Below are 21,120 nucleotides of genomic sequence, written 5' to 3'. Positions count from 1 at the left end.
ATTGACCCGCCTCGAACGGATGCGTGGAGGGCTGCTTCTGCAACCCGAATAATGCCGACGCTAGGAGATTCGCTGAGGTCGGGTCCATCCGCCGGCGTGCCGAAAATTGGGGATGGCGACGCGGTTGCCGCAAGGCACGCCCTTCGGCCGGTTCAGAGCCGTGGCGCCGGCCTGCGGGATGCGAGCAGTACGCTTGCCACGAGGAACATGATGGCGAGAGCCGCTCCCGCCAGCCCGGCGGCGATGGTCAGCAGATGGTTGAGTGCCTCGACGTGCGTGGTCAGCCATGTCGGCTCGGCACCCGACCGAAGGATCTGTCGGTAACTCGCGACCCCGAGGATGGCCGCGAGGGCTCCCGCCACGAGTTGCGCGATGGTCAGCACGGATGCCACCCCCCGTCGCTGGGCGAGTAGCAGGGCCGTGAAACCGAGCACTCCGGCGGCGCAGATGGCAAGCGTTCTCGGATAGCGGGCAAGGAACGACCCATCCGCGAGCCCGTCGCCAAAGGCGGCGACGAGTGCGACTGCCGGCCAGGCAAAGAGCATGATGTTGACGATGAGATAGGCGGCAAGTGCCCGATAGAGCGGCTGACGCGTTTGCGCGGCCAACCCGAAGAGGATCGATCCCAGCACCACGGACGCCACCGCGCCACCCGGGATCGCGAGCCAGGCCTTGTCGGCCGAGCCGTCTCGGTGCCAGTAGCCGCCGGCCACCGCGCTGGTCCCCAGAAGCACCGCCGCCGCGATCAGGACCGTCGTCATCTTTTCCGCGGCCGGCTGTGTCGTCGGCGCATATTTGGTGGCGACGTGCCGCTGATCCTGCCGGCCCACGACGGTGCCACCGGCGCTCTCCTGCGCTTCGCCGGCTGGCGCACCCGATACGACCCGTGCCGCCGCTGCTGCAACGGCCGCCAGCACTCGATCCTCGTTGCCGACCAACTCGGCGTGTAACGTGCCGTATGGCTTGGGAATTTGCCACGGCTCCACTTCGGCGGTTCTGAGCGGCAGCAGCTTGGCCTGCCGTTCGGCATGGTCGGCCTCGGCGATGACCCAGTTCGAGTTGATGGAGTCCGGGGTCCACACGACGATGGCGACGTCCGCCCGATTGATCTCCCGATCGATCACGGTGCGGAACGGTTCGCCGCTGATGAGTTCGGCGTCCCACCAGACTTCGTGGCCGTTCGCCTCGAGCAGCGCGGCGAGTTCTTCGATCGTTGCGCGCTGCGCCCGAGAATAGCTGAGGAAAATGCGTGCCATTACGCTGCTCCCCGGCACCTCCCCACCGCGTCGCCTTCGGCGCTTGCGGACCGGCGGCCGCACATCCCGACCGCCGATCGACTTTTCGCCTCAGCCCGCCTTTGGCTTGTTCTGCCGGTTCTCGATGAGGTCGTCGACGACCGCGGGCTCCGCGAGCGTCGAGGTATCGCCGAGGCTCGAATAGTCGTTCTCGGCGATCTTGCGCAGAATGCGACGCATGATCTTGCCCGAACGCGTCTTGGGCAGTCCCGGCGCGAACTGGACGAGGTCGGGCGTCGCGATGGGCCCGATCTCCGTGCGCACCCAATCACGCAGCTCCTTGCGCAGGGCCTCACTCGGCTCGATACCGGCCATGAGGGTGACGTAGCAGTAGATGCCTTGCCCCTTGATGTCGTGCGGATAGCCGACGACCGCGGCCTCGGAGACCTTGGGGTGGGCGACGAGGGAGGATTCCACTTCCGCCGTTCCCATCCGGTGGCCCGAGACGTTGATGACGTCGTCGACGCGGCCGGTGATCCAGTAGTAACCGTCCTCGTCGCGCCGCGAGCCGTCGCCCGTGAAATATTTCCCCTTGTAAGTGGAGAAATAAGTCTGCACGAACCGCTCGTGGTCCCCGAAAATGGTTCGCATCATGCCCGGCCATGAATCGAGGATGACCAGATTTCCTTCCGCTGTTCCCTCGAGGATGTTGCCTTCGGCGTCCACCAGCGCCGGCTTGATTCCGAAGAATGGCCGTGTCGCCGAGCCCGGTTTCAGCTTGGTTGCGCCCGGCAGCGGCGTGATCATGATGCCGCCGGTTTCGGTCTGCCACCAGGTATCCACGATCGGGCAGCGGCCCTCGCCGACCACATTGTGGTACCACTCCCAGGCTTCTGGGTTGATCGGCTCGCCCACTGAACCGAGCAGCTTGAGCGAAGAGCGGTCGGTGCGCTTGACGAAATCCTCCCCGGCCCCCATCAGCGAGCGGATCGCCGTCGGCGCGGTGTAGAAGATGTTGACCCCGTGCTTGTCGCACACGTGCCAGAAGCGTGAGGCGGTCGGATAATTCGGCACGCCCTCGAAAATCAGCGTTGTCGCGCCGTTCGCGAGCGGTCCGTAGACCACGTAGCTGTGTCCCGTGACCCAGCCGATATCGGCCGTGCACCAGTAGACGTCGCCATCGTGGTAGTCGAAAACGTACTGGTGCGTCATCGAGGCATAGACGAGATATCCTCCCGTCGTGTGCAGCACACCCTTTGGCTTGCCGGTCGAGCCGGACGTATAGAGGATGAAGAGGGGGTCCTCCGCGCTCATCTCCTCGGGCGGACACTCGGCCGGAACCTTGACGAGTTCCTCGTGCAGCCAGAGGTCGCGTTCCGGTTCCCAGTTGATCTTGCCGCCGGTGCGGCGCACGACCAGAACTTTCTCTCCCCCTGCGCACTTGGCGAGTGCCGCGTCGGTGTTCGCCTTGAGCGGGATGCTCTTGCCGCCACGCACGCCCTCGTCCGCCGTGATGATGAATTTGGAGTCGGCATCGACGATCCGCCCGGCGAGCGCGTCCGGCGAGAAGCCGCCGAAAACGATCGAGTGCACCGCCCCGATCCGCGCGCAGGCGAGCATCGCATAAGCGGCCTCGGGGATCATCGGTAGGTAGAGCGTCACGCGATCGCCCTTGCGCACCCCGTTCGCCTTCATCACGTTCGCGAGCTTGCTGACGCGCTCGTGCAACTGGCGATAGGTGATACGCTCCTCCTGGGTCGGGTCGTCGCCCTCCCAGATGATCGCGACCTGATCCCCACGGGTCTCGAGGTGGCGGTCGACGCAATTCGCGCAGACGTTCAGCGTCCCGTCTTCGTACCACTTGATCGACACGTTGTCGGGTCCGAACGAGGTGTTCTTGACCTTCGTATAGGGGCGGATCCAGGTCACCCGCCGACCCTGCTCGGCCCAGAACGCGTCCGGCTGCTCGATGCTGTGCTTGTAGTGCGCGAGATAGGAGTTGTTGTCGACCCAGGCGCGGCTGGCCCACTCGGGCGAAACGTCATACGTTTTCGTCGCACTCATTCCAGTTTCCTCCCGGCGCATCCTTTGCCTTTGCAATAGGAATAGGCAAAGCGATCACCCGGCTGCAAGCGCCCCGTTGGTCGAACCCCATCCGGCGTCACGCCCCGCGCGAGCGAACGGGACGTGGGCCGTCACCTGCACCGACCGTTGCACGTTTGCCGCACCTCTCGCATTTGCGGAAGGCCGCGTGGCTCGGCTTGATCGAGGTCAATTCGAAGCCTTGGCGAATCCGGTCGACTGCTGGTAGCCGTCTTGGTGCGTGGGGGCGCCGGCCGCGAGTGTGCGGCCGTCTCATCTTGGGATCGCAAGACGAGCTGGGGGACCCCTTATGCCTAGAATATTTGCGACATGGGCCTTGGCGGCATGTTTGCTGGCCGGCCTTTCTTCCTATGACATCAGATCGGCTTCGGCCGGCGATTGGGCCGAGCCCCAGAGCCATGGCAACTTCATGATCCGCGTGCTCGGCGCGGGCGTTCTGCCCGACACCGAGATCGGAATTTCCACGGGCGGCGGACCGGTCAATCCCGCCCTCGGCGCCGACGTGACCGACGCCTTCATCCCGGCGGCTACGCTCACCTACTTCTTCTCGCCGAACATGGCCGTCGAACTCTTCTGCTGTGTTGCCCAGCACGAAGTGAAGGGTGAGGGTGCCGTTCTCGGCCCGGTTGGCGAGTTGGCGGAGACCTGGATCTTCCCGCCCACCGTGACGCTCCAGTACCACTTCACCGGCATGGGCAACATCAAGCCCTACGTCGGCGCCGGCGTGACCTACATCAACTTCTTCGACACCAAGCCGGGTGCGGGCGCCATCAATGCGCTGGGTGCGACCTCCGCTTCGATCGACGACGAGTGGGGCTTTGCGCTGCAGGCCGGCATCGACGTCTCGCTCGGCGACAACTGGTGGCTCACCGCCGACGTCAAGAAGATCTTCCTCGACACGGAAGCCCGCTGGGTCACCAACAACGCGTTGAACCCCATCGTCGCGGACGTCGAGCTCGATCCATGGGTCGTCAGCTTCGGCCTTGGCTACCGCTTCGATCTCTTCTCGCGCCACACGGCGTCGATGAAGTAGAGCGGCCTCGGCGCGGCCCCTGCGTGAGGGGCCGATCCTGGCATTGCGATCCGATTGGAATGCGCTGTATCGCGAGCTGGCCGGACCCGGGAAGATCGGGTCCGGTTTTTTTGTGCCGAAAGCACCGCTCAGACGCCGATCGCCCCGATGATCGCGCCTTGGATCAGCAGAACACCGAGCCAGTGGCCGCCATCGATCAGCGTCAACGTGCGAGGAGCGTCCTGGAAGCCGTGGTTCGTTGCCAGCGTCGTGGCGACGAATCCGACGAAACAGAGTGCCGCTGAAATGAGGCCCAGCTTCAGACTCAGCGGTCCGGTCCCCGCGACGTGCCCGATCACGCCCGCGAGCACGATGGCCATCACCAACTGCGACACGAAGGCGACGATGAAAGGCAACGGACTGGGCGACGCTCGGATCTCTGCTTCCGTCTTGCCGACCGCCGCCAGCCATGGCTTCGAGAGCGCCATGTAATAGGCGGCCCCGAACGCGTAGCTGATGACCGCGGCCGCCAGTACGGCCCACCAGCTCAATCCTGCGAATGCCATGCTCATCCTCCCCGATGACTGCCCCGGAACAACCTCCCCATCCTGACATGGAGGGGCTTGGGGCCGCAATTCGGGGTCGGCCCTCCCGGCGCCGGACCACTGGACCGGCCGCGATCAGCTCTTTTCGAGCTTGTCGCCGTCGAGGCCCCCCATCCGGCAGACCTCCAGCCATTCCTCGCCGGTCACCGGTTGAACGGAGAGCCGCATCGATGTCACCAGGCTCATCTTGGCGAGCTTGGCGTTGGCCTTGACGGCGGCGAGGGACACCGGCTGCGGCATATCGCAGAATGCTTCGACGTCGACACACTCCCACCGCTCGTCGTCCGTCGTCGAATCCCGATGTATGGGGCTGGCGATGCGTACGATGCCGACGATCTCCTTGCCGATGTTGGAGTGATAGAAGAACCCGAGGTCGCCCACCTGCATGGCGCGCATGTTGTTGCGAGCGAGGTAGTTGCGCACGCCGTTCCACTCCTCCGGCTGCCCCTTCGCCTTGAGGTCCTCGAAGGAAAACACGTCCGGCTCCGACTTGAGGAGCCAGCGGTCGATCCGTTCCGTTGCCGCAGGCTTGACGATCGCTTGCGTTTTCCTTGCCATGGCGTACCCCGTCGTTCGCGCGATCCCGAACCCGGCCGGAACCTCCAGCCGGACCTCTTCGTGCCATAGCCCGATTCACGGCGCGAGGCAGCACGACGCCGCCCGCGAGGCGATCGTCGTGGCGACCGTCTCGCCCATGCACGCTGTGATCGCGATTGTTCGTTCCTCTTTCGTTCTTGACACGGGCCGGTTCTTCGATCTACTGGACTCCGGCAGGAGGCCAACATGTACGCATCGATAACCACCCTCGCATTCGTCGGTATCGAGGCCCGGCCCGTCGACGTTCAGGTGCAGATTTCGCCTGGAATGCCGGCCTTCGCCATCGTGGGATTGCCCGACAAAGCCGTCGCCGAAAGCCGTGAGCGGGTGCGTGCGGCGCTCCACTCCCTGGGGCTCGGGCTGCCGCCCAAGCACATCGCCGTCAATTTGGCGCCGGCCGATCTGCCGAAGGAGGGCAGTCACTTCGACCTCCCGATCGCGCTCGCGCTGATGGCGGCGTGCGGTGCCGTCTCCCACGACGCCATCGCCGGCTGCTGCGCCGTGGGGGAACTCGCGCTCGACGGCGCCATCGCACCGATTGTCGGCGTGCTGCCGGCCGCGATCGGCGCCAACGCGCTCTCGAAGGCGCTGATCTGCCCTGCCGCCTCGGGCGCCGAGGCGGCCTGGGCTTCGGCCGACATGGAAATCCTGGCGGCCCCGCACCTGCTGTCGTTGATCAATCACTTCAAGGGTTTACAGACACTGACGCCGCCCGAGCCGTTGCGCGAGCAGGCACCGGACGGGCTGCCGGATCTGGTCGACATTCGCGGCCAGGAGAGCGCCAAGCGCGCCCTCGAGATCGCCGCCGCCGGTGCCCACAACCTGCTGATGATAGGGCCGCCGGGTTCGGGCAAGTCGATGCTCGCCGCGCGATTGCCCTCGATATTGCCGCCATTGTCGCCCGAGGAGATGCTGGAGGTCAGCATGATCCGAAGCCTCGCCGGCGAGCTGGCAGGTGGCCGGATCGGTGACCAGCGGCCCTTTCGCGCCCCTCACCACTCCGCCTCGATGGCCGCCCTGGTCGGCGGTGGCTCTCGTCCGAGGCCGGGCGAGGTGGCACTGGCCCACAACGGCGTCCTCTTCCTCGATGAACTCGCCGAGTTCCAGCCCCAGGTGCTCGATTCGCTCCGCCAGCCCCTCGAAATGGGTGAGACGGCCGTCGCCCGCGCCAATCATCGCATCACTTATCCATCACGTATCCAGCTGGTCGCGGCGATGAACCCGTGTCGCTGCGGCAGTTGGCAGCCGGGCCGTCCGTGCCGCACGGGCGCGGCTTGCAGGGAGCGCTACATGGCGCGCCTTTCCGGCCCGTTGCTCGACCGCATCGACCTCCAGATCGAGGTGCCGGCCGTCTCGGTCGGGGATCTCTCGTTGCCCGCCTCGGGTGAAACGAGCGCCTCGGTCCGGGCACGGGTGATCGGCGCGCGTGGCATCCAGCGCGAGCGCTATCGCGCGCTCGGCGTGGTGGGCGTTCTGACCAATGCCGCCGCCGGCAACGCCGCCCTCGAGCGGGTCGCGGCTCCGGACGAGGCCGGCCGTCGTCTGCTGCTCCAGGCCGCCGAACGGTTGGGACTGAGCGCGCGCGGCTATCATCGGACCTTGCGGGTGGCGCGCACCCTCGCCGACTTGGACGGAGCCGACGGCGTGCGCGCCGTGCATGTCGCGGAAGCCCTGAGCTATCGCGGCGAGACGCTCGGGGCGGCCGTCGCCGCCTGAGCGGTTCGCACTGGATGCGGCGCCCGCAGGCGTGTCCGGCGGTCGGTCGGCATGCGTCCGGTTCCCTCCAGCGTCGACCAGCGCCACTAACCTGTTCTTGAACAAATCCTGTTTCAGTTCCACCGGGTGTGTCGGCGATCGGGTGGATGTTGCATGGTAGAGCGAGGGCTGAGGAGCGCCGGTGCGAAGGGGCCACGCAACGGCGTGGTCCGGCAGGGCGGCGGGTTGCTCGCGGGTTTGGCGGTGCTCGCCCTCGCGATCGCCACGACCACGGGGATCGTGTTCGCCCATGGCGGCGGCTCGTTCTGGTCGTACCTTGGTGCGCTTCTTGCCCTGTCGGCCCCCGCAGTGGCCTTCTGGTGCGGTCGGCTTTCGGGCGAGGCCGAGGTCGGGGCGGTCGCGCGCCCCGGTGCCCCGACGGATCTCGGCCTCGAAGCGCTCAAGGACTTGCAATGGGAGCTGCGCGAGAACGAGGTCCGCTATCGTGATCTGCTCGACAGCCAGGACGACGCCCTGATTCGCCGCGACCGGACCGGATCGCTACTGTTCGCCAATCGGGCGTTTCGCACGCTTATGGGCCTTGCCGACGACGCCGAGCTTTCGAGCTGGAGGTTTGCTCCCGCGGTCCTGACCGGCGAGGTGCCCGCCGAGACCTGGCCGGATGCACTGGACGGCCGTCGCGAGTACGTCGTCGAGGTCGACACCGCCCGAGGCCGGCGCTGGCTGTCCTTCGAGGATCGCGTGGTCGCGGTCGTCTCCCCGCTTGGTGAACCGGCGGGCGAGGAACTTCAAACGCTGATCCGCGATGTCACGGCCACGGTCCGGGAGGAAGAAGCCCTGCGTAGCGCGCGCGAACGCGCCGAGGCGGCGAGCGAGGCCAAGTCCCGTTTCCTCGCCATGATCAGCCACGAAATCCGCACGCCGATGAACGGTATCCTCGGCATGAGCGGCCTCCTGCTCTCGACGGCGCTGACGCCCGAGCAGCGCACTTATGCCACGGGCGTTCGCACCTCCGCGCGCACGCTGCTCTCACTTATCGACGAAATCCTCGATTTCGCGCGTATCGAGGCCGGCCGGCTGCAGCTGCATCTCCAGGAGGCATCGCCCGAGGCGCTGGTTCGCGATGTCATGGAGCTGCTCGCCCCGCGCGCCCAGGAAAAGGGCCTCGAGTTCGTCTGGAGCCTGCGTCCGGACGTGCCACGCGCTGTCGTCATGGATGCCGCCCGGGTGCGCCAGATCCTGGTCAACCTGATCGGCAATGCCGTGAAGTTCACTGAAAAGGGCGGCATCGCGGTCGAGATTGCCGTCGCGGATCCGGCCGGTGCATCGGTCGAAACCGGAACCGGCATCCCGGCTGTGCCGGAACGCGGCGAGGCCGGGCGCGCGACGGTCGGTGGGGCCACGCTGGTCTTTCGCATCCGCGACACCGGTCCCGGGCTCGACGACACGACCCTCGAGCGCGTTTTCGGGGAGTTCGAGCAGGCTGACGACACCGCAACGCGCCGCCACGGCGGCTCCGGCCTCGGTCTCGCCATTTCCAAGCGCATCGCCGACGCGCTCGGCGGCCGGATCACCGCGACGAGCACCCCTGGCGAGGGCTCCCTCTTCGCCCTCCACTTCCCTGTCGTCGTGGCGGCCGGTGCCGATACGGGCCCGCTCGATGCCGGTAAGGACCCCGCCGACGAGACGGCCGCCACCGATGGCGATGTCGCCGCGCCGCACCGCGTGCTGATCGCACTGCAAGGCCCCCTCGAGCGCGAGTCGTTCTCTGAAACCCTGGCGGAGCGCGGCCACGACGTGCGCCTCGCGACTGGATCGTTGAAAGCGGATCTTCTTGCGAAACCGGATGTTTTCATCGTCGATTCGGCAATCGGCCTGACCGCTGCGGAACGGGTCCTCGCACGCCTGAGGGCGGCCGGCGGTTCAGCCGAGCACGCTGCCCCCGCCACCCCTTCCGCCCGGGCCATCGTCGTCATCGATCCGCTCGAGCGTTCGAGCCTGGATGCTTGGCGCCGCGCCGGGTTCGTTGGCTATCTCGTTCGCCCGGTACGCCCGTCGACGCTGCTCTCTTGTGTGGACGGAACACTGGCGCATGGCGGCGATTCCGCCGGCGGAGCCCTCGCGCCGGTGAGCCCCGAACCGGTTGGCCCGGGCGTCGCTGGCGACGCCCCGCGCCGACGCGTGCTCGTTGCCGAGGACCACCCGGTGAACGCGCTGCTCGCGCGGCGCATGCTCGAGTTGGCGGGCTTCGACGTAGTGATCGTCGGCGACGGCCGCCGCGCGATCACCGAGGTCGAGAAGTCGCTCGAAGATCGATGCTCGGGCCGTTTCGATGTCGTCCTGCTCGATGTCCAGATGCCCGAGGTGGACGGACTGGCAGCCGCCCGTGCCATACGTGCCCTCTATCACGCCCGCCCGTCCTTGCGGCGTCCGGCCCTGATCGCTCTGACCGCGAGCGCCTTTCCCGAGGATCGCGACCGTTCACGCGCGGTCGGCATGGACGATCACGTCGCGAAACCCTTCGAGCGTGAGCAATTGCTTTCGGCCATCGAGCGGTGCCTCGAGACGAACGAGCAAGTCGAAACTGGCGAGCCTGGCGGTCCGGCCAAAGGGCCACGTGAGGGTACGCCCGACGCGCCCGAACTGGATGGTGCCAACGCCGCGTGAGGGGTTCGCGCGGGTCGGAGCGCCGCTCCGGCGGCCATGTGGGCGGCCGTGTAAAACTGGCGGTGAGCCCTCAAAGTCATTGTGTTGCACATGGATTTGTGGCGAGAATAACCCCCCAGACGCGGGAACACCGGGGTCGAAGATGCGAGAACCACCATCCCCGGTCGGTTCAGCGGTGTTTGGAGCCGGCCGACAGGCCCGGCACCGGCCGATGGAGGGGTTTGATGCGGCTGACGCCAATCAGTCCGAGGTCACTCGCGCGGCGGCTTCGGCCAATACGCGCGCTCGGGTTCGCCAAGCTGCGCCACGACAAGGATCTCGCTTGGCGCAAGGGCCGGTTCCGCCTGCGCTCCCTGCCGATGAAGGTCTATGGTGCCATCGGCAGCCTCGAGGTTCGTCTCGCCCGCACCCGTGCCGACATCCGCCGCGCCCAGCGGCTGCGCTACGAGGTTTTCTACGAGGAGATGTCGGCGGTTCCCAGTCCACGCGCCATGCGGCGGCGGCGGGACGAGGATGCGTATGATCGGATTTGCGATCATCTGCTCGTCGTCGACCATGCCAATCTCGTGCGCTCGCGCGCCAACCCGTGGCATCGCCGCGCGGCCGTCGTCGGCACATATCGCATATTGCGACAGGACGTGGCCGAGGCGCACGGCGGCTTCTATACGCAAGGCGAGTACGACATCGCGCCGCTCATCGCGGCCCGGCCGCAGGCGAAGTTCATGGAACTCGGCCGCTCCTGCGTTCTGAAACCCTACCGCAACCGGCGCACCGTCGAGCTCCTCTGGCACGGCCTCTGGACCTATGTGCGCGAGCATGGCGTCGACGTGATGGTCGGCTGTGCCAGCTTTCCCGGCACCGACCCATCGGCCCACGCCATGGCGCTGAGCTATCTGCACCACCACCACATCGCGCCGCCGGAATGGCGTGCCCGGGCGCATCCCCACCTCTATACTGAGATGAATCTGCTCCCGGCCGACCAGATCGATGCGAAGGCCGCATTGAAGGGCATGCCGCCCCTGATCAAGGGCTATCTGCGCCTCGGGGCCTACATCGGCAACGGTGCCGTCATCGACCATCAGTTCGCCACCACGGATGTCCTGATCGTGCTGCCCGTATCGGCCATCGACCCGCGCTACTTCGCTCACTTCGGAGCGCCCGACGAGCAGAAGGCGCGCATCGCCCGTGACCCGAAGTGCGTCATGTGAGTGGCTCGGATAGGCCTGGACGGCTGTCCGCCAGACCGTGAGTTGGCCAGCGTGCCGGCGCGCCTTGCGAGCGGCGGTACGATGGATCGCTGCCGCGTGGCTCGCGAATGGACGCGATTGGTCGACCATTCGCCAGAACCAACCCCCGGAATCCTTTCGACGTATCGCCCGAGGTTCCCATGTCCGCCTCGATCCACGTCTACGTGCTGCCCATCGTCCTTCTCGTCGCCTCGAACGTCTTCATGACGTTCGCCTGGTACGGCCACCTCGGCTTCAAGTCGGCGCCCCTTTGGATCGTCGTTCTCGCAAGTTGGGGCATCGCGTTCTTCGAGTATTGGCTGGCGGTACCGGCGAATCGACTTGGTCATGCCGTCTATTCAGCGGCCCAGCTCAAGACGATCCAGGAAGTCATCACGCTGGTGGTGTTTTGCGCGTTTTCGGTTCTTTACCTGAAGGAAGCGATCACAATCAGCCATCTGCTCGGCTTTGCCTTCATCGCTTTCGGCGCCTGGATGATCTTTTCCGCTCCGTTCGGATGAGGCACGAGGCGGCGGACGGCCCCGCGCGCCGGTTTTCCTGGCCGGCCGGAACCGCTAAAGCTTGGGGCCGCCGCGAACGGCGGCAAGGAACGGTATGGACGGAGCCGGCCGGGTGACAAGGGCGACCGACGATGCTTGCCGCCCCGGCAGGGGTTCGGCGGACGGCGCGGACGGCAATCCGTTCGGCGAGCCGGCCGGCGATGGCGCGACGCCGGTCATGGCCCAATACATCGAGATCAAGTCGGCCAATCCGGACTGTCTGCTGTTCTACAGGATGGGCGACTTCTACGAGCTGTTCTTCGAGGACGCCGTCGTCGCGAGCCGAGCACTGTCGATCGCCCTGACCAAGCGCGGCAAGCACCGGGGCGAGGACATCCCGATGGCCGGCGTGCCCGTGGCGCGCGGCGACGAGTATCTTCAGAAGTTGATCCAGGCGGGCTACCGGGTAGCGGTCTGCGAGCAGACCGAGGATCCCGCCGAGGCGCGCAAGCGCGGCTCCAAAGCCGTCGTGCGGCGTGAGGTCGTCCGCCTCGTCACACCCGGCACGCTGACCGAGGACAATCTCCTCGATGCGGCCCGCAACAACTTCCTTCTCGCCCTCTTTCCGCATGCCGCCACGACGCAGCCCTCGCCCGGTGTTCCGGGTCACGCGACGGCGTACGCGCTCGCCGCCGTCGACATCTCGACGGGTGACTTTTGCGTCGGCACGGTCGCGGCCGCCGATCTCGCCGGCGAACTCGTCCGCCTCGATCCGGGCGAGGTCCTGCTCGCCGATCATCTCGCGCGAGATGCGCTGCGCGACCGGGCGATCGGTATGACGCGGGCCTCTGCGACGCCGGTCCCGGCGCCCTACTTCGACAGCGCCACCGGCACCCGCGACCTCAAGGAGCGCCTCGGGCTCGCCGATCTCGAAAGCCTCGGTGGCTTCACACGGCCCGAGTTGGCGGCCATCGCCGCGGTCCTGCGCTATGTCGAGTTGACGCAGCTCGGCGCCAGCGCCCGCCTGCGCGAACCGGTCCGTTTCGGGACCACCGCCAACCTCGTCATGGACGCCGCCACGCGCCGCAATCTGGAGCTCGAACGCACCATTTCCGGCGAGCGTCGCGGCAGCCTGCTCGCCGCCATCGACCGCACGGTAACGCCCGGCGGGGCCCGCGAGCTGGCTCGCCGGCTCTCGGCGCCGCTGCGCGATCCTTCCGCCATCGCCGCCCGCCTCGATGCGGTCGATTTCCTCCTCACCGATGCGCGCTTGCGCGAAGGCCTCAGAGGCGTACTGCGCGGCGCCCCGGACGTCCCGCGCGCGGTCTCGCGGCTGGCCTTGTCGCGCGGTGGGCCGCGCGATCTCGGTGCCGTGCGCGACGCCCTCCATCGTGCCGTGACTGCGGGCGATCTCCTCGTGGGGGCCGCCGGCCTCGCCGGCCTGCCGGAGGCGCTCTCGCGCATCGCCGCCATTCTCTCGGCTGGCAACCGCACGCTTGCCGACGAGCTCCAGCGCGCCCTCGCCGACGAATTGCCCATCGCGCGCCGCGATGGCGGTTTCGTTCGCGAGGGTTTTCGTGCCGAACTCGACGAGAACCGCCTGTTGCGCGATCGCAGCCGGCAGGTTCTGGCCGAGCTGCAGACGCGCTATCAGACCGAGACCGGTGTCGCCTCACTCAAGGTGCGCCACAACAACATGCTCGGTTATTTCATCGAGCTGACCCAGACTCATGGTGAGCGCTTCCTGAAGCCGCCGCTGAGCGAGCGCTTCCGCCATCGCCAGACGCTGGTCTCGGCGCTGCGCTTTTCGACCGACGAGCTGGAATCGATCGAAGGCCGCATCACCGCCGCCGCCGAGCGCACGCTGGCCATCGAACAGGAGGTCTTCGCCGAACTCGCCAACTTCGTCGGTGCCGAGGCCGATCGTCTCGCCGCCTTGGCCGATGCCCTCGCCGAACTCGATGTCCACGCCGGGCTCGCCGAACTCGCTAGCGAGCGCAACTACGTGCGCCCGTCGGTTGTCGAGGGCCTCGCCTTCGAGATCGAGGCGGGGCGCCACCCGGTCGTCGAGCAGGCCCAGGCGGCTGCCCGTGAGGCGCCCTTCATCGCCAACGACTGCATGCTTGGTTTGGCCGCTCCGAGCGCCCCGAGTGTACCGGGCCCGCGGCAGGCCACCTCGCGCCGCCGCTCGCCTTCCAAGAGCGCCGGAGCCTTGCCGCAGGGGCCTCTGCCCGAGCAGCCGCTTTCCGCCGCGAGCGCCCAGGCCGGGCCCGGCTTCGACGAGACCCTTCGCGCGCGCATCCTGGTGATGACCGGACCGAACATGTCCGGCAAGTCGACGTACCTGCGCCAGAATGCGCTCATCGCCATCCTTGCCCAGATGGGCTCGTTCGTTCCCGCCGAACGCGCCCGGATCGGCGTCGTCGATCGGGTTTTCAGTCGCGTCGGCGCCTCCGACGACCTCGCCCGGGGACGCTCGACCTTCATGGTTGAAATGGTCGAGACGGCGGCGATCCTGCATCAGGCCGGCGAGCATTCCCTCGTCATCCTCGACGAGATCGGCCGCGGCACCTCCACGTTCGACGGTCTTTCGATCGCCTGGGCGACGATCGAGCATTTGCATTCCGTCAATCGGTGCCGCGCGCTCTTTGCCACCCACTACCATGAGCTGACGGCACTCGCTGGGCGGCTGCCCGGCGTCGCCAACGCCACGATCGATGTGCGGGAATGGAAGGACGAGATCGTTTTTCTCCACCGAGTGGTCCCCGGTGCCGCGGACCGCTCGTATGGCATCCAGGTCGCCAAGCTCGCAGGTCTGCCATCTCCCGTCATCGCCCGGGCCAGGGAGATACTGCAGCGCCTCGAGGCCGAGGGCGCCCGGCCCGATCCAGCGGCCCTCGTTGCCGATCTCCCGCTGTTCGCGGCCACCACACCGAATTCTGCCGCACCCTCGCGTGAGAATACCGCTCCTGAGCATCCGGCACTGGTACTCCTGCGATCGGCGAGCCCGGATGAGCTCACCCCGCGCGAGGCGCTCGAGCTTCTCTACCGACTGCGCGAACTCACCCGCGATGGCAGCCCGTCGGACCGCGAGCGGGGAGGTTGACCGCCATGCACACGACTACGGCCCGGACTGACGAGGCACTTCTGCCGTCGCCGCCCTATTTCGATCCCACACGGTTGCGCGCCGAACTCGCCGCCCTTCATGCCGAGCACGGCGAAGGCGCGCGTCCTGCACTCCTCGAGCGCCTCAAGTACCTGCGGCGGCACGCCCTGGCGGCCTCCGAGCGCCGCCTTCTCGCCGACGGCAAGGGGCGCGCCTGCGCCGCCGGGCTCTCGCATTTCCAGGACGAGCTCGTCCGACTCATTTTCGACCATGCCGCGACCGACGTCTACCGCGCCACCAACCTCTCGAGCGGCGAGCGCATCGCTGTGGCCGCGACGGGCGGCTACGGCCGCGGCCTGCTTGCGCCCGGCTCCGACATCGATCTCCTGTTTCTCCTCCCCTACAAGCAGACCGCGTGGGGGGAAACCGTCGTTGAGTACATTCTCTATCTGCTCTGGGACATCGGCTTCAAGGTCGGTCATGCCACGCGCACCGTCGACCAGTGCATGAACGCCGCGCGCTCCGACATGACGATCCGCACCTCCCTCCTGGATGCCCGCCACGTTCACGGTGAGGCGGAGCTGTTCACCGCGTTCGAAACGAAGTTCCGTGCTTCGCTCGTGCCGGGCACCGGCCGGGAGTTCGTCGAGGCCAAGCTCGCGGAACGCGACGACCGCCACGCCCGCACCGGAGAATCGCGCTATCTCGTCGAGCCCAATGTGAAGGATGGAAAAGGCGGCCTGCGCGACCTCCACACGCTGCACTGGCTGATGAAGTATCTGCACGACGCCGAACCGGGCGAGGGTGCGGTCGCGGGTGGTGTTTTCAGTCCCTCGGAGTACCACGCCTATCGCCGCTGTGAGGACTTCCTTTGGACGGTGCGCTGCCACCTCCATTTCCTCACTGGGCGTGCGGACGAGCGCCTGACGTTCGACCTCCAGCCGGAGATGGCCACGCGCCTCGGCTACCAGGGCCACGCCGGGCTGCGCTCCGTCGAGCGCTTCATGAAGCATTATTTTCTCGTCGCCAAGGAGGTCGGTGAACTGACGCGCATCCTCTGCGCGGCGCTCGAACTGCGGCAGCTCAAATCCACCCCGAGCCTGGGTGCGCTGGTTCGCGGCCTCGGCTGGCGCAGTCGCATCAAGATCCGGCGCATGACCGACTTCAAGGTCGAGCACGGCCGCTTGACGCTCGAGGATCGGGACGTGTTCCGGCGCGATCCCGTTAACATCATCCGCATGTTCCAGCTCGCCGAGCAGCACGACCTGTTGTTTCATCCCGAGGCGATCCGGCTCGTGCACGGCTCGCTGCGGCTCATCGACGACGGCTTGCGCGCCGACCCCGTCGCCAACGCCATCTTCCTCAAGCTGATGACGTCGAAGGCCGGAGCCGAACCCGTGCTGCGCAAGATGAACGAGGCCGGCGTGCTCGGCCGTTTCGTTCCCGAGTTCGGCCGCGTCGTCGCGATGATGCAGTTCAACATGTACCACCACTTCACGGTGGACGAGCATCTGATCCGCACGGTCGGCCTCGTCTCGCGTATCGAACGGGGCCAGCTCGAGGAGGATCACCCGCTCGCCACCGAGATTTTTCCCCATCTGAAGAATTCGCGCCTGCTCTACGTCGCGGCTTTCCTCCACGACATCGCCAAGGGCCGCAAGGAGGATCACTCGATCGCGGGCGCCCGCATCGCGAAATCTCTCTGTCCGCGCTTCGGCTTGACCGACGCCGAGACCGACACCGTCGCCTGGCTCATCGAGAACCACCTCGTCATGAGCAACTTCGCCCAGTCGCGCGATCTGGCGGACCCCAAGACGATCCGCGACTTCGCCGAGATCGTGCAGACGCTGGAGCGCCTTCGTCTCCTCCTCGTGCTGACGGTCGTCGACATCAGGGCGGTGGGTCCCGGCGTGTGGACCGGTTGGAAGGGCCAGCTGCTTCGCCAGCTCTATTACGCGACCGAGCCGCTGCTCGCGGGCGACAGTGCGGCCCCGACGACGGTCGAGAAGGTGGCGCGTGCCGAGGCGGCGTTCCGCACCGCGCTCGGCGATCTCCATTCCGATGTCGTCGAGGGCCTCATTGCGCGTCACCATCCGGGCTATTGGCTGCGCACCGGCCGCGAGCAGCAGATTGCCGATGCCCGCCTCATGCTCGAGGCGGACGCCGCCGGCAGAACGGTGGCCTCCCACTTGGCGACCGATCCGTTCGCCGCGCTGACCTCGCTGACCATATACACGCAGAGCCATCCGGCGATTCTCGCACTGATGGCGGGCGCCTGCTCGTCCGCTGGCGCCGACATCGTGAGCGCTCGGGTCTATACGACGCGCGATGGCATGGCCCTCGACACCTTCCTCATTTCGCGCGATCTCGGCAGCGATGCCGACGAGGAACGTCGCGCCGGGCGAATTGTCGCCTCCATCGAGAAGCTCCTGCGCGGCGAGACGACGCTTGCCCGCCTCATGAAGGGCAAGCGCCGCCTGGCGCCGCGCCTCGCGGCCTTTTCCGTCGCGCCGGACGTCTCGATCGACAATTCCCTGTCGAATGCCTTCACCGTGATCGAAGTGAGCGGGCGCGACCGGCTGGGCCTGCTCCACGAGCTGACGAGCGCGCTCTCGGAACTCGACCTCGACATCAATTCCGCGCATGTCACGACGTTCGGCGAGCGCGTCGTCGACGTCTTCTACGTCACCGACCTCTCCGGCAGGAAGATCGTCCAGCCGGCCAGGCAGCGCTCGGTGCGCGAGCGCCTCCTCGAAGTGCTCTCGCGCACGGGTGACGAGGTCGAAGCCGCCGGTTGACGAAGGACGGTATTGGGCAGGGGCGGCAGCTCATGTGAAGTGGCCGCCCGCGAGTGGCCGGAGAGAGGTGGCATGGGGCTCTACAGGGCGTTCGCGACGGTCGGCGGCTTGACCATGGTGAGCCGCGTGCTCGGCTTCGTTCGCGATATCCTCATCGCCGGCGTGCTGGGCACCGGCGTTGTCGCCGATGCGTTCTTTGCCGCGTTCCGTCTGCCCAATCTGTTTCGCCGACTGTTCGGCGAGGGTGCTTTCAACTCGGCGTTCGTTCCGCTCTTTGCCAAGAAGCTCGAAACCGATGGTCACGATCATGCCCGCCGCTTCGCCGAGGAAGCGATGGCTGGCCTCGTCTTGGTGCTGCTGGTCCTGACGGCCGTGGCCCAGATCGCGATGCCCTGGCTCGTGCTCGCCATCACGCCGGGTTTTGCAGCGAGCCCCGAGAAGTTCGACCTCGCCGTGTTGCTGACGCGGATCACATTTCCCTACCTGCTCTGCATGTCGCTGGTTGCCTTGCTCTCGGGGCTGCTCAATGCGCTGCGCCGCTTCTGGGCCGCCGCTGCTGCGCCGATCCTCCTCAACATCGTCTTGATCGCGGCGATCGGACTTGCCCATTTGTTCGGCCTCGGCAATTCGAGTGACGCGGGGCTCGCACTCGCCTGGGGCGTCGCGGTCGCGGGGGTTCTCCAGCTCGTCATGCTCCTGGCCGCGGCGCGCAACGCCGGCGTGACGCTCGCCCTGCGCCGGCCGCGCTTGACGCCCGATGTCCGCCGGCTGGTTTCGCTCGGCATTCCGGGTCTCGTCGCCGGAGGTATCACCCAGATCAACATTGTCGTCGGAACGATGATCGCCTCCCTCGAGGCAGGCGCCATCGCCTATCTCTACTATGCCGACCGCATCTATCAGCTTCCGCTCGGCGTCGTCGGGATCGCCATCGGCGTCGTTCTGCTGCCCGATGTCTCGCGCCAGCTCGGTGCAGGCAACGAGGTGGCCGTCCAGGACAGCCAGAACCGTTCGCTCGAGTTCTCCCTGCTCCTGACGCTGCCGGCCGCCGCCGCCCTTTTCGCCATTCCCGAGCCGATCATCCGCGTGCTGTTCGAGCGGGGTGCGTTTTCGTCGACGGACACCGAGGCCGTCTCGCTCGCCCTCGCCGCGTTCGCCATCGGCCTTCCGGCCTTCGTCATGATCAAGGTTTTCTCGCCGGCCTACTTCGCGCGTGAGGATACGCGCACGCCGATGCGCTATGCGGGCGTGGGCATGCTGGTGAACGTGGTCGGCTCGCTCGCGCTCTTCTACGCGTTCGTGGCAGCCGGCTGGTACCCGCACGTCGGCATCGCCGTCGCGACATCGCTCGCCGGCTGGATCAACGCGGGCCTCCTCTGGTCGACACTCGTTGCTCGGGGCCAATTCATCGCCGACGCCAGGTTGCTTCGCCGGCTTCCACGCATCATCCTCTGCGCCTTCGCCATGGCCGCCGTGGTCTGGTGGTTGTCGGTCTGGCTGCGGCCGGCTTTCGGGCCTGAGAGCGGCTTGCTCGTGCAGCTCATGGCGCTTGCGGCGCTGGTCGGCTCCGGCGCCGTCGTCTACGGGGTGCTCTGCGCGGTGACCGGCGCGGGCGACATCGGAGCGATCATGCGCAAGCTGCGCCGACGGCGTGCACGGCCCGATGCCCGGGCCTGATTGCCCGGTCCTCACCTGCGATCTGTCGTGACACCCTTGCGCCGGCCGCGGGCGCGAGCAATAAAGCCGGCGATTTCTCGGAAAGGTGGGTCATGAAGATCAAGGAGCGCGTGTTTTCGGGCGTGCAGCCGAGCGGCAACCTGCACCTCGGCAATTATCTCGGTGCCATCAAGCGCTTCGCCGAGATGCAGGAGAGCTACGACTGCATCTACTGCGTCGTCGACTTGCACGCGATCACCCAGGACCGCGCCGTCTGGGGTGGCCCGGCCGAACTCGCCCGCAATACCCGTGAGGTGACTGCCGCCTATCTCGCCGCCGGCATCGATCCGACGCGCCACATCGTCTTCAACCAGAGCCAGGTCTCGGCCCATGCCGAACTCGGCTGGATCTTCAATTGCGTGGCCCGTATCGGCTGGCTGAACCGCATGACCCAGTTCAAGGAGAAGGCCGGCAAGAACCGGGAGAACGCGTCCGTCGGCCTCTATGCGTATCCCAATCTGATGGCCGCCGACATTCTCGCTTACCGGGCGACTCATGTGCCGGTTGGCGAGGACCAGAAGCAGCACCTCGAGCTGGCCCGCGACATCGCCCAGAAATTCAACATGGACTTTGCCGATTCCTGTGCCGACGCCGGCTATCCGGACGGCTTCTTCCCGCTGCCCGAGCCGCTCATCACCGGCCCGGCGACGCGTGTCATGTCGCTGCGCGACGGGACATCGAAGATGTCGAAGTCGGATCCTTCCGATCTCTCGCGCATCAACATGACGGACGATGCCGACGCCATCTCCAAGAAGATAAAGAAGTCGAAGACCGACCCCGAGCCGTTGCCGACCGAAATCGCCGGTCTCGAAGGGCGCCCCGAGGCGCGCAATCTCGTCGGCATCTACGCAGCGCTCGCCGGGGCCACGACGGAGACGGTCCTCGGTGAATTCGGCGGCGGACAGTTCTCCACCTTCAAGAAGGCACTGATCGATCTTGCGGTCGAGAAGGTGAGCCCCGTCGGCGACGAGATGCGTCGGCTGATGGCGGACCCCGCCGAAATCGACCGTATCCTCGCCGATGGTTCGTCCCGCGCCAGGGTGATCGCCGGAGAGGTCATGCGAGATGTGCGCCGGATCATGGGCTTCATCGGCTGAGGCCGACCGCCGCTCGATGGCGATGCAACCCGAGCGGCGAGGCGTCAAAACGGTTTGCACGGGACCGCACATCTGACACACTATTTGGTCTGTCCAGACGCGCAGGCACGGCAGGAGCGCACATGGCACACCGTTTACGCAAGGTCTTCGAGTCCGGCCACCGACGGAAGTTCCTGGTCGTCGTCGACGAGAGCCCGGAATTCGCGGTCGCCCTCACCTTCGCTGCCCGTGTCGCGCGTCGCACCGGCGGCTCGCTCGTCTTTCTTTATGTGATCGAGCCGGGCGACTTCCATCACTGGATGGGCGTCGAGGCCATCCGGCGTGAGGAGGAAACCAAGCGCGCCCGGGCATTGTTCCGCATGGCACGCATGAAGCTCGAGCAGGTGAGCTGTGGTGATCTCGAGCCCGAGGAGATCATCAGGGAAGGCAAGAAAGCACAGGAAATCATCGAATTGATCGAGGCCGACGAGGATATCGCGATCCTCGTGCTCGGCGCTTCGAGCGAGGCCGAAGGCCCTGGACCACTGGTGTCCTCGCTCGCCGGCAAGATGGCCGGCAGCTTTCCGATCCCGATCTACATCGTCCCCGGAACGTTGAAGCCCGAGGACATTCTCGCCCTCGCCTGAGCGCGAGGCACGCGCGAGGCCGACGCGCCCCCCCCCCCCCCGGCGCCCCCCGCCGGTACCGCGGGCGGGGGCTGGTGATGCCGACCCCGGGCGCGTGTGTAGTTGTGGGGGGGGTGGGG

14 protein-coding genes are annotated in these 21,120 nt (G+C 66.9%); 10 read left to right on the top strand and 4 right to left on the bottom strand.

The window, feature by feature from the left end; translation table 11 throughout:
- Positions 1-152: 152 nt before the first annotated feature.
- Complete coding sequence (locus GC150_13585; protein MBI1385932.1) at positions 153-1,256, bottom strand: TIR domain-containing protein; 1,104 nt, start codon at positions 1,254-1,256, stop codon at positions 153-155.
- Positions 1,257-1,346: 90 nt separating this feature from the next.
- A complete protein-coding gene (gene acs, locus GC150_13580; protein MBI1385931.1) occupies positions 1,347-3,299 on the bottom strand; it encodes an acetate--CoA ligase in 1,953 nt (650 codons plus the stop codon).
- Positions 3,300-3,627: 328 nt separating this feature from the next.
- Between acs and GC150_13575 the strand changes: the two genes are divergently transcribed.
- Positions 3,628-4,371, top strand: a complete 744-nt coding sequence (locus GC150_13575) for an outer membrane beta-barrel protein (protein MBI1385930.1) — start codon at positions 3,628-3,630, stop codon at positions 4,369-4,371.
- Positions 4,372-4,499: 128 nt separating this feature from the next.
- On the opposite strand, the gene GC150_13570 is transcribed toward GC150_13575, so the two are convergent.
- Positions 4,500-4,916 (bottom strand): DUF1761 family protein, encoded by a 417-nt coding sequence (locus GC150_13570; protein ID MBI1385929.1) that lies wholly within the window; start codon positions 4,914-4,916, stop codon positions 4,500-4,502.
- Positions 4,917-5,030: 114 nt separating this feature from the next.
- Positions 5,031-5,465, bottom strand: a complete 435-nt coding sequence (locus GC150_13565; protein MBI1385928.1) for an EVE domain-containing protein — start codon at positions 5,463-5,465, stop codon at positions 5,031-5,033.
- Positions 5,466-5,738: 273 nt separating this feature from the next.
- Between GC150_13565 and GC150_13560 the strand changes: the two genes are divergently transcribed.
- From GC150_13560 to GC150_13520, 9 genes are all read left to right on the top strand, one after another.
- On the top strand, positions 5,739-7,268 hold the full coding sequence (locus tag GC150_13560; GenBank protein ID MBI1385927.1) for a YifB family Mg chelatase-like AAA ATPase: 1,530 nt from the start codon (positions 5,739-5,741) through the stop codon (positions 7,266-7,268).
- Between the two features lie 153 nt (positions 7,269-7,421).
- Positions 7,422-9,935, top strand: a complete 2,514-nt coding sequence (locus tag GC150_13555; GenBank protein ID MBI1385926.1) for a response regulator — start codon at positions 7,422-7,424, stop codon at positions 9,933-9,935.
- Positions 9,936-10,159: 224 nt separating this feature from the next.
- Positions 10,160-11,143: a GNAT family N-acetyltransferase gene (locus GC150_13550; protein MBI1385925.1), complete on the top strand. Its 984-nt coding sequence runs from the start codon at positions 10,160-10,162 to the stop codon at positions 11,141-11,143.
- A 179-nt stretch (positions 11,144-11,322) separates the two neighbouring features.
- Entirely contained in the window at positions 11,323-11,682 is a 360-nt protein-coding gene (locus GC150_13545; GenBank protein MBI1385924.1) for a hypothetical protein, read from the top strand.
- A gap of 217 nt (positions 11,683-11,899) precedes the next feature.
- Positions 11,900-14,767: a DNA mismatch repair protein MutS gene (gene mutS / locus GC150_13540; protein ID MBI1385923.1), complete on the top strand. Its 2,868-nt coding sequence runs from the start codon at positions 11,900-11,902 to the stop codon at positions 14,765-14,767.
- A gap of 5 nt (positions 14,768-14,772) precedes the next feature.
- Complete coding sequence (locus GC150_13535; GenBank protein MBI1385922.1) at positions 14,773-17,565, top strand: [protein-PII] uridylyltransferase; 2,793 nt, start codon at positions 14,773-14,775, stop codon at positions 17,563-17,565.
- A 72-nt stretch (positions 17,566-17,637) separates the two neighbouring features.
- The gene (murJ, locus tag GC150_13530; protein MBI1385921.1) at positions 17,638-19,239 is read left to right on the top strand and encodes a murein biosynthesis integral membrane protein MurJ; all 1,602 of its coding nucleotides are present in this window, start codon (positions 17,638-17,640) and stop codon (positions 19,237-19,239) included.
- Between the two features lie 92 nt (positions 19,240-19,331).
- On the top strand, positions 19,332-20,375 hold the full coding sequence (trpS, locus tag GC150_13525; protein MBI1385920.1) for a tryptophan--tRNA ligase: 1,044 nt from the start codon (positions 19,332-19,334) through the stop codon (positions 20,373-20,375).
- Between the two features lie 122 nt (positions 20,376-20,497).
- A complete protein-coding gene (locus GC150_13520; GenBank protein ID MBI1385919.1) occupies positions 20,498-21,001 on the top strand; it encodes a universal stress protein in 504 nt (167 codons plus the stop codon).
- The last annotated feature ends 119 nt before the right edge of the window (positions 21,002-21,120 follow it).

This window comes from Hyphomicrobiales bacterium (assembly GCA_016125495.1).
Taxonomy (GTDB): Bacteria; Pseudomonadota; Alphaproteobacteria; order Rhizobiales; family RI-29; genus RI-29.
This window is presented reverse-complemented; position numbering and strand designations above follow the sequence as displayed.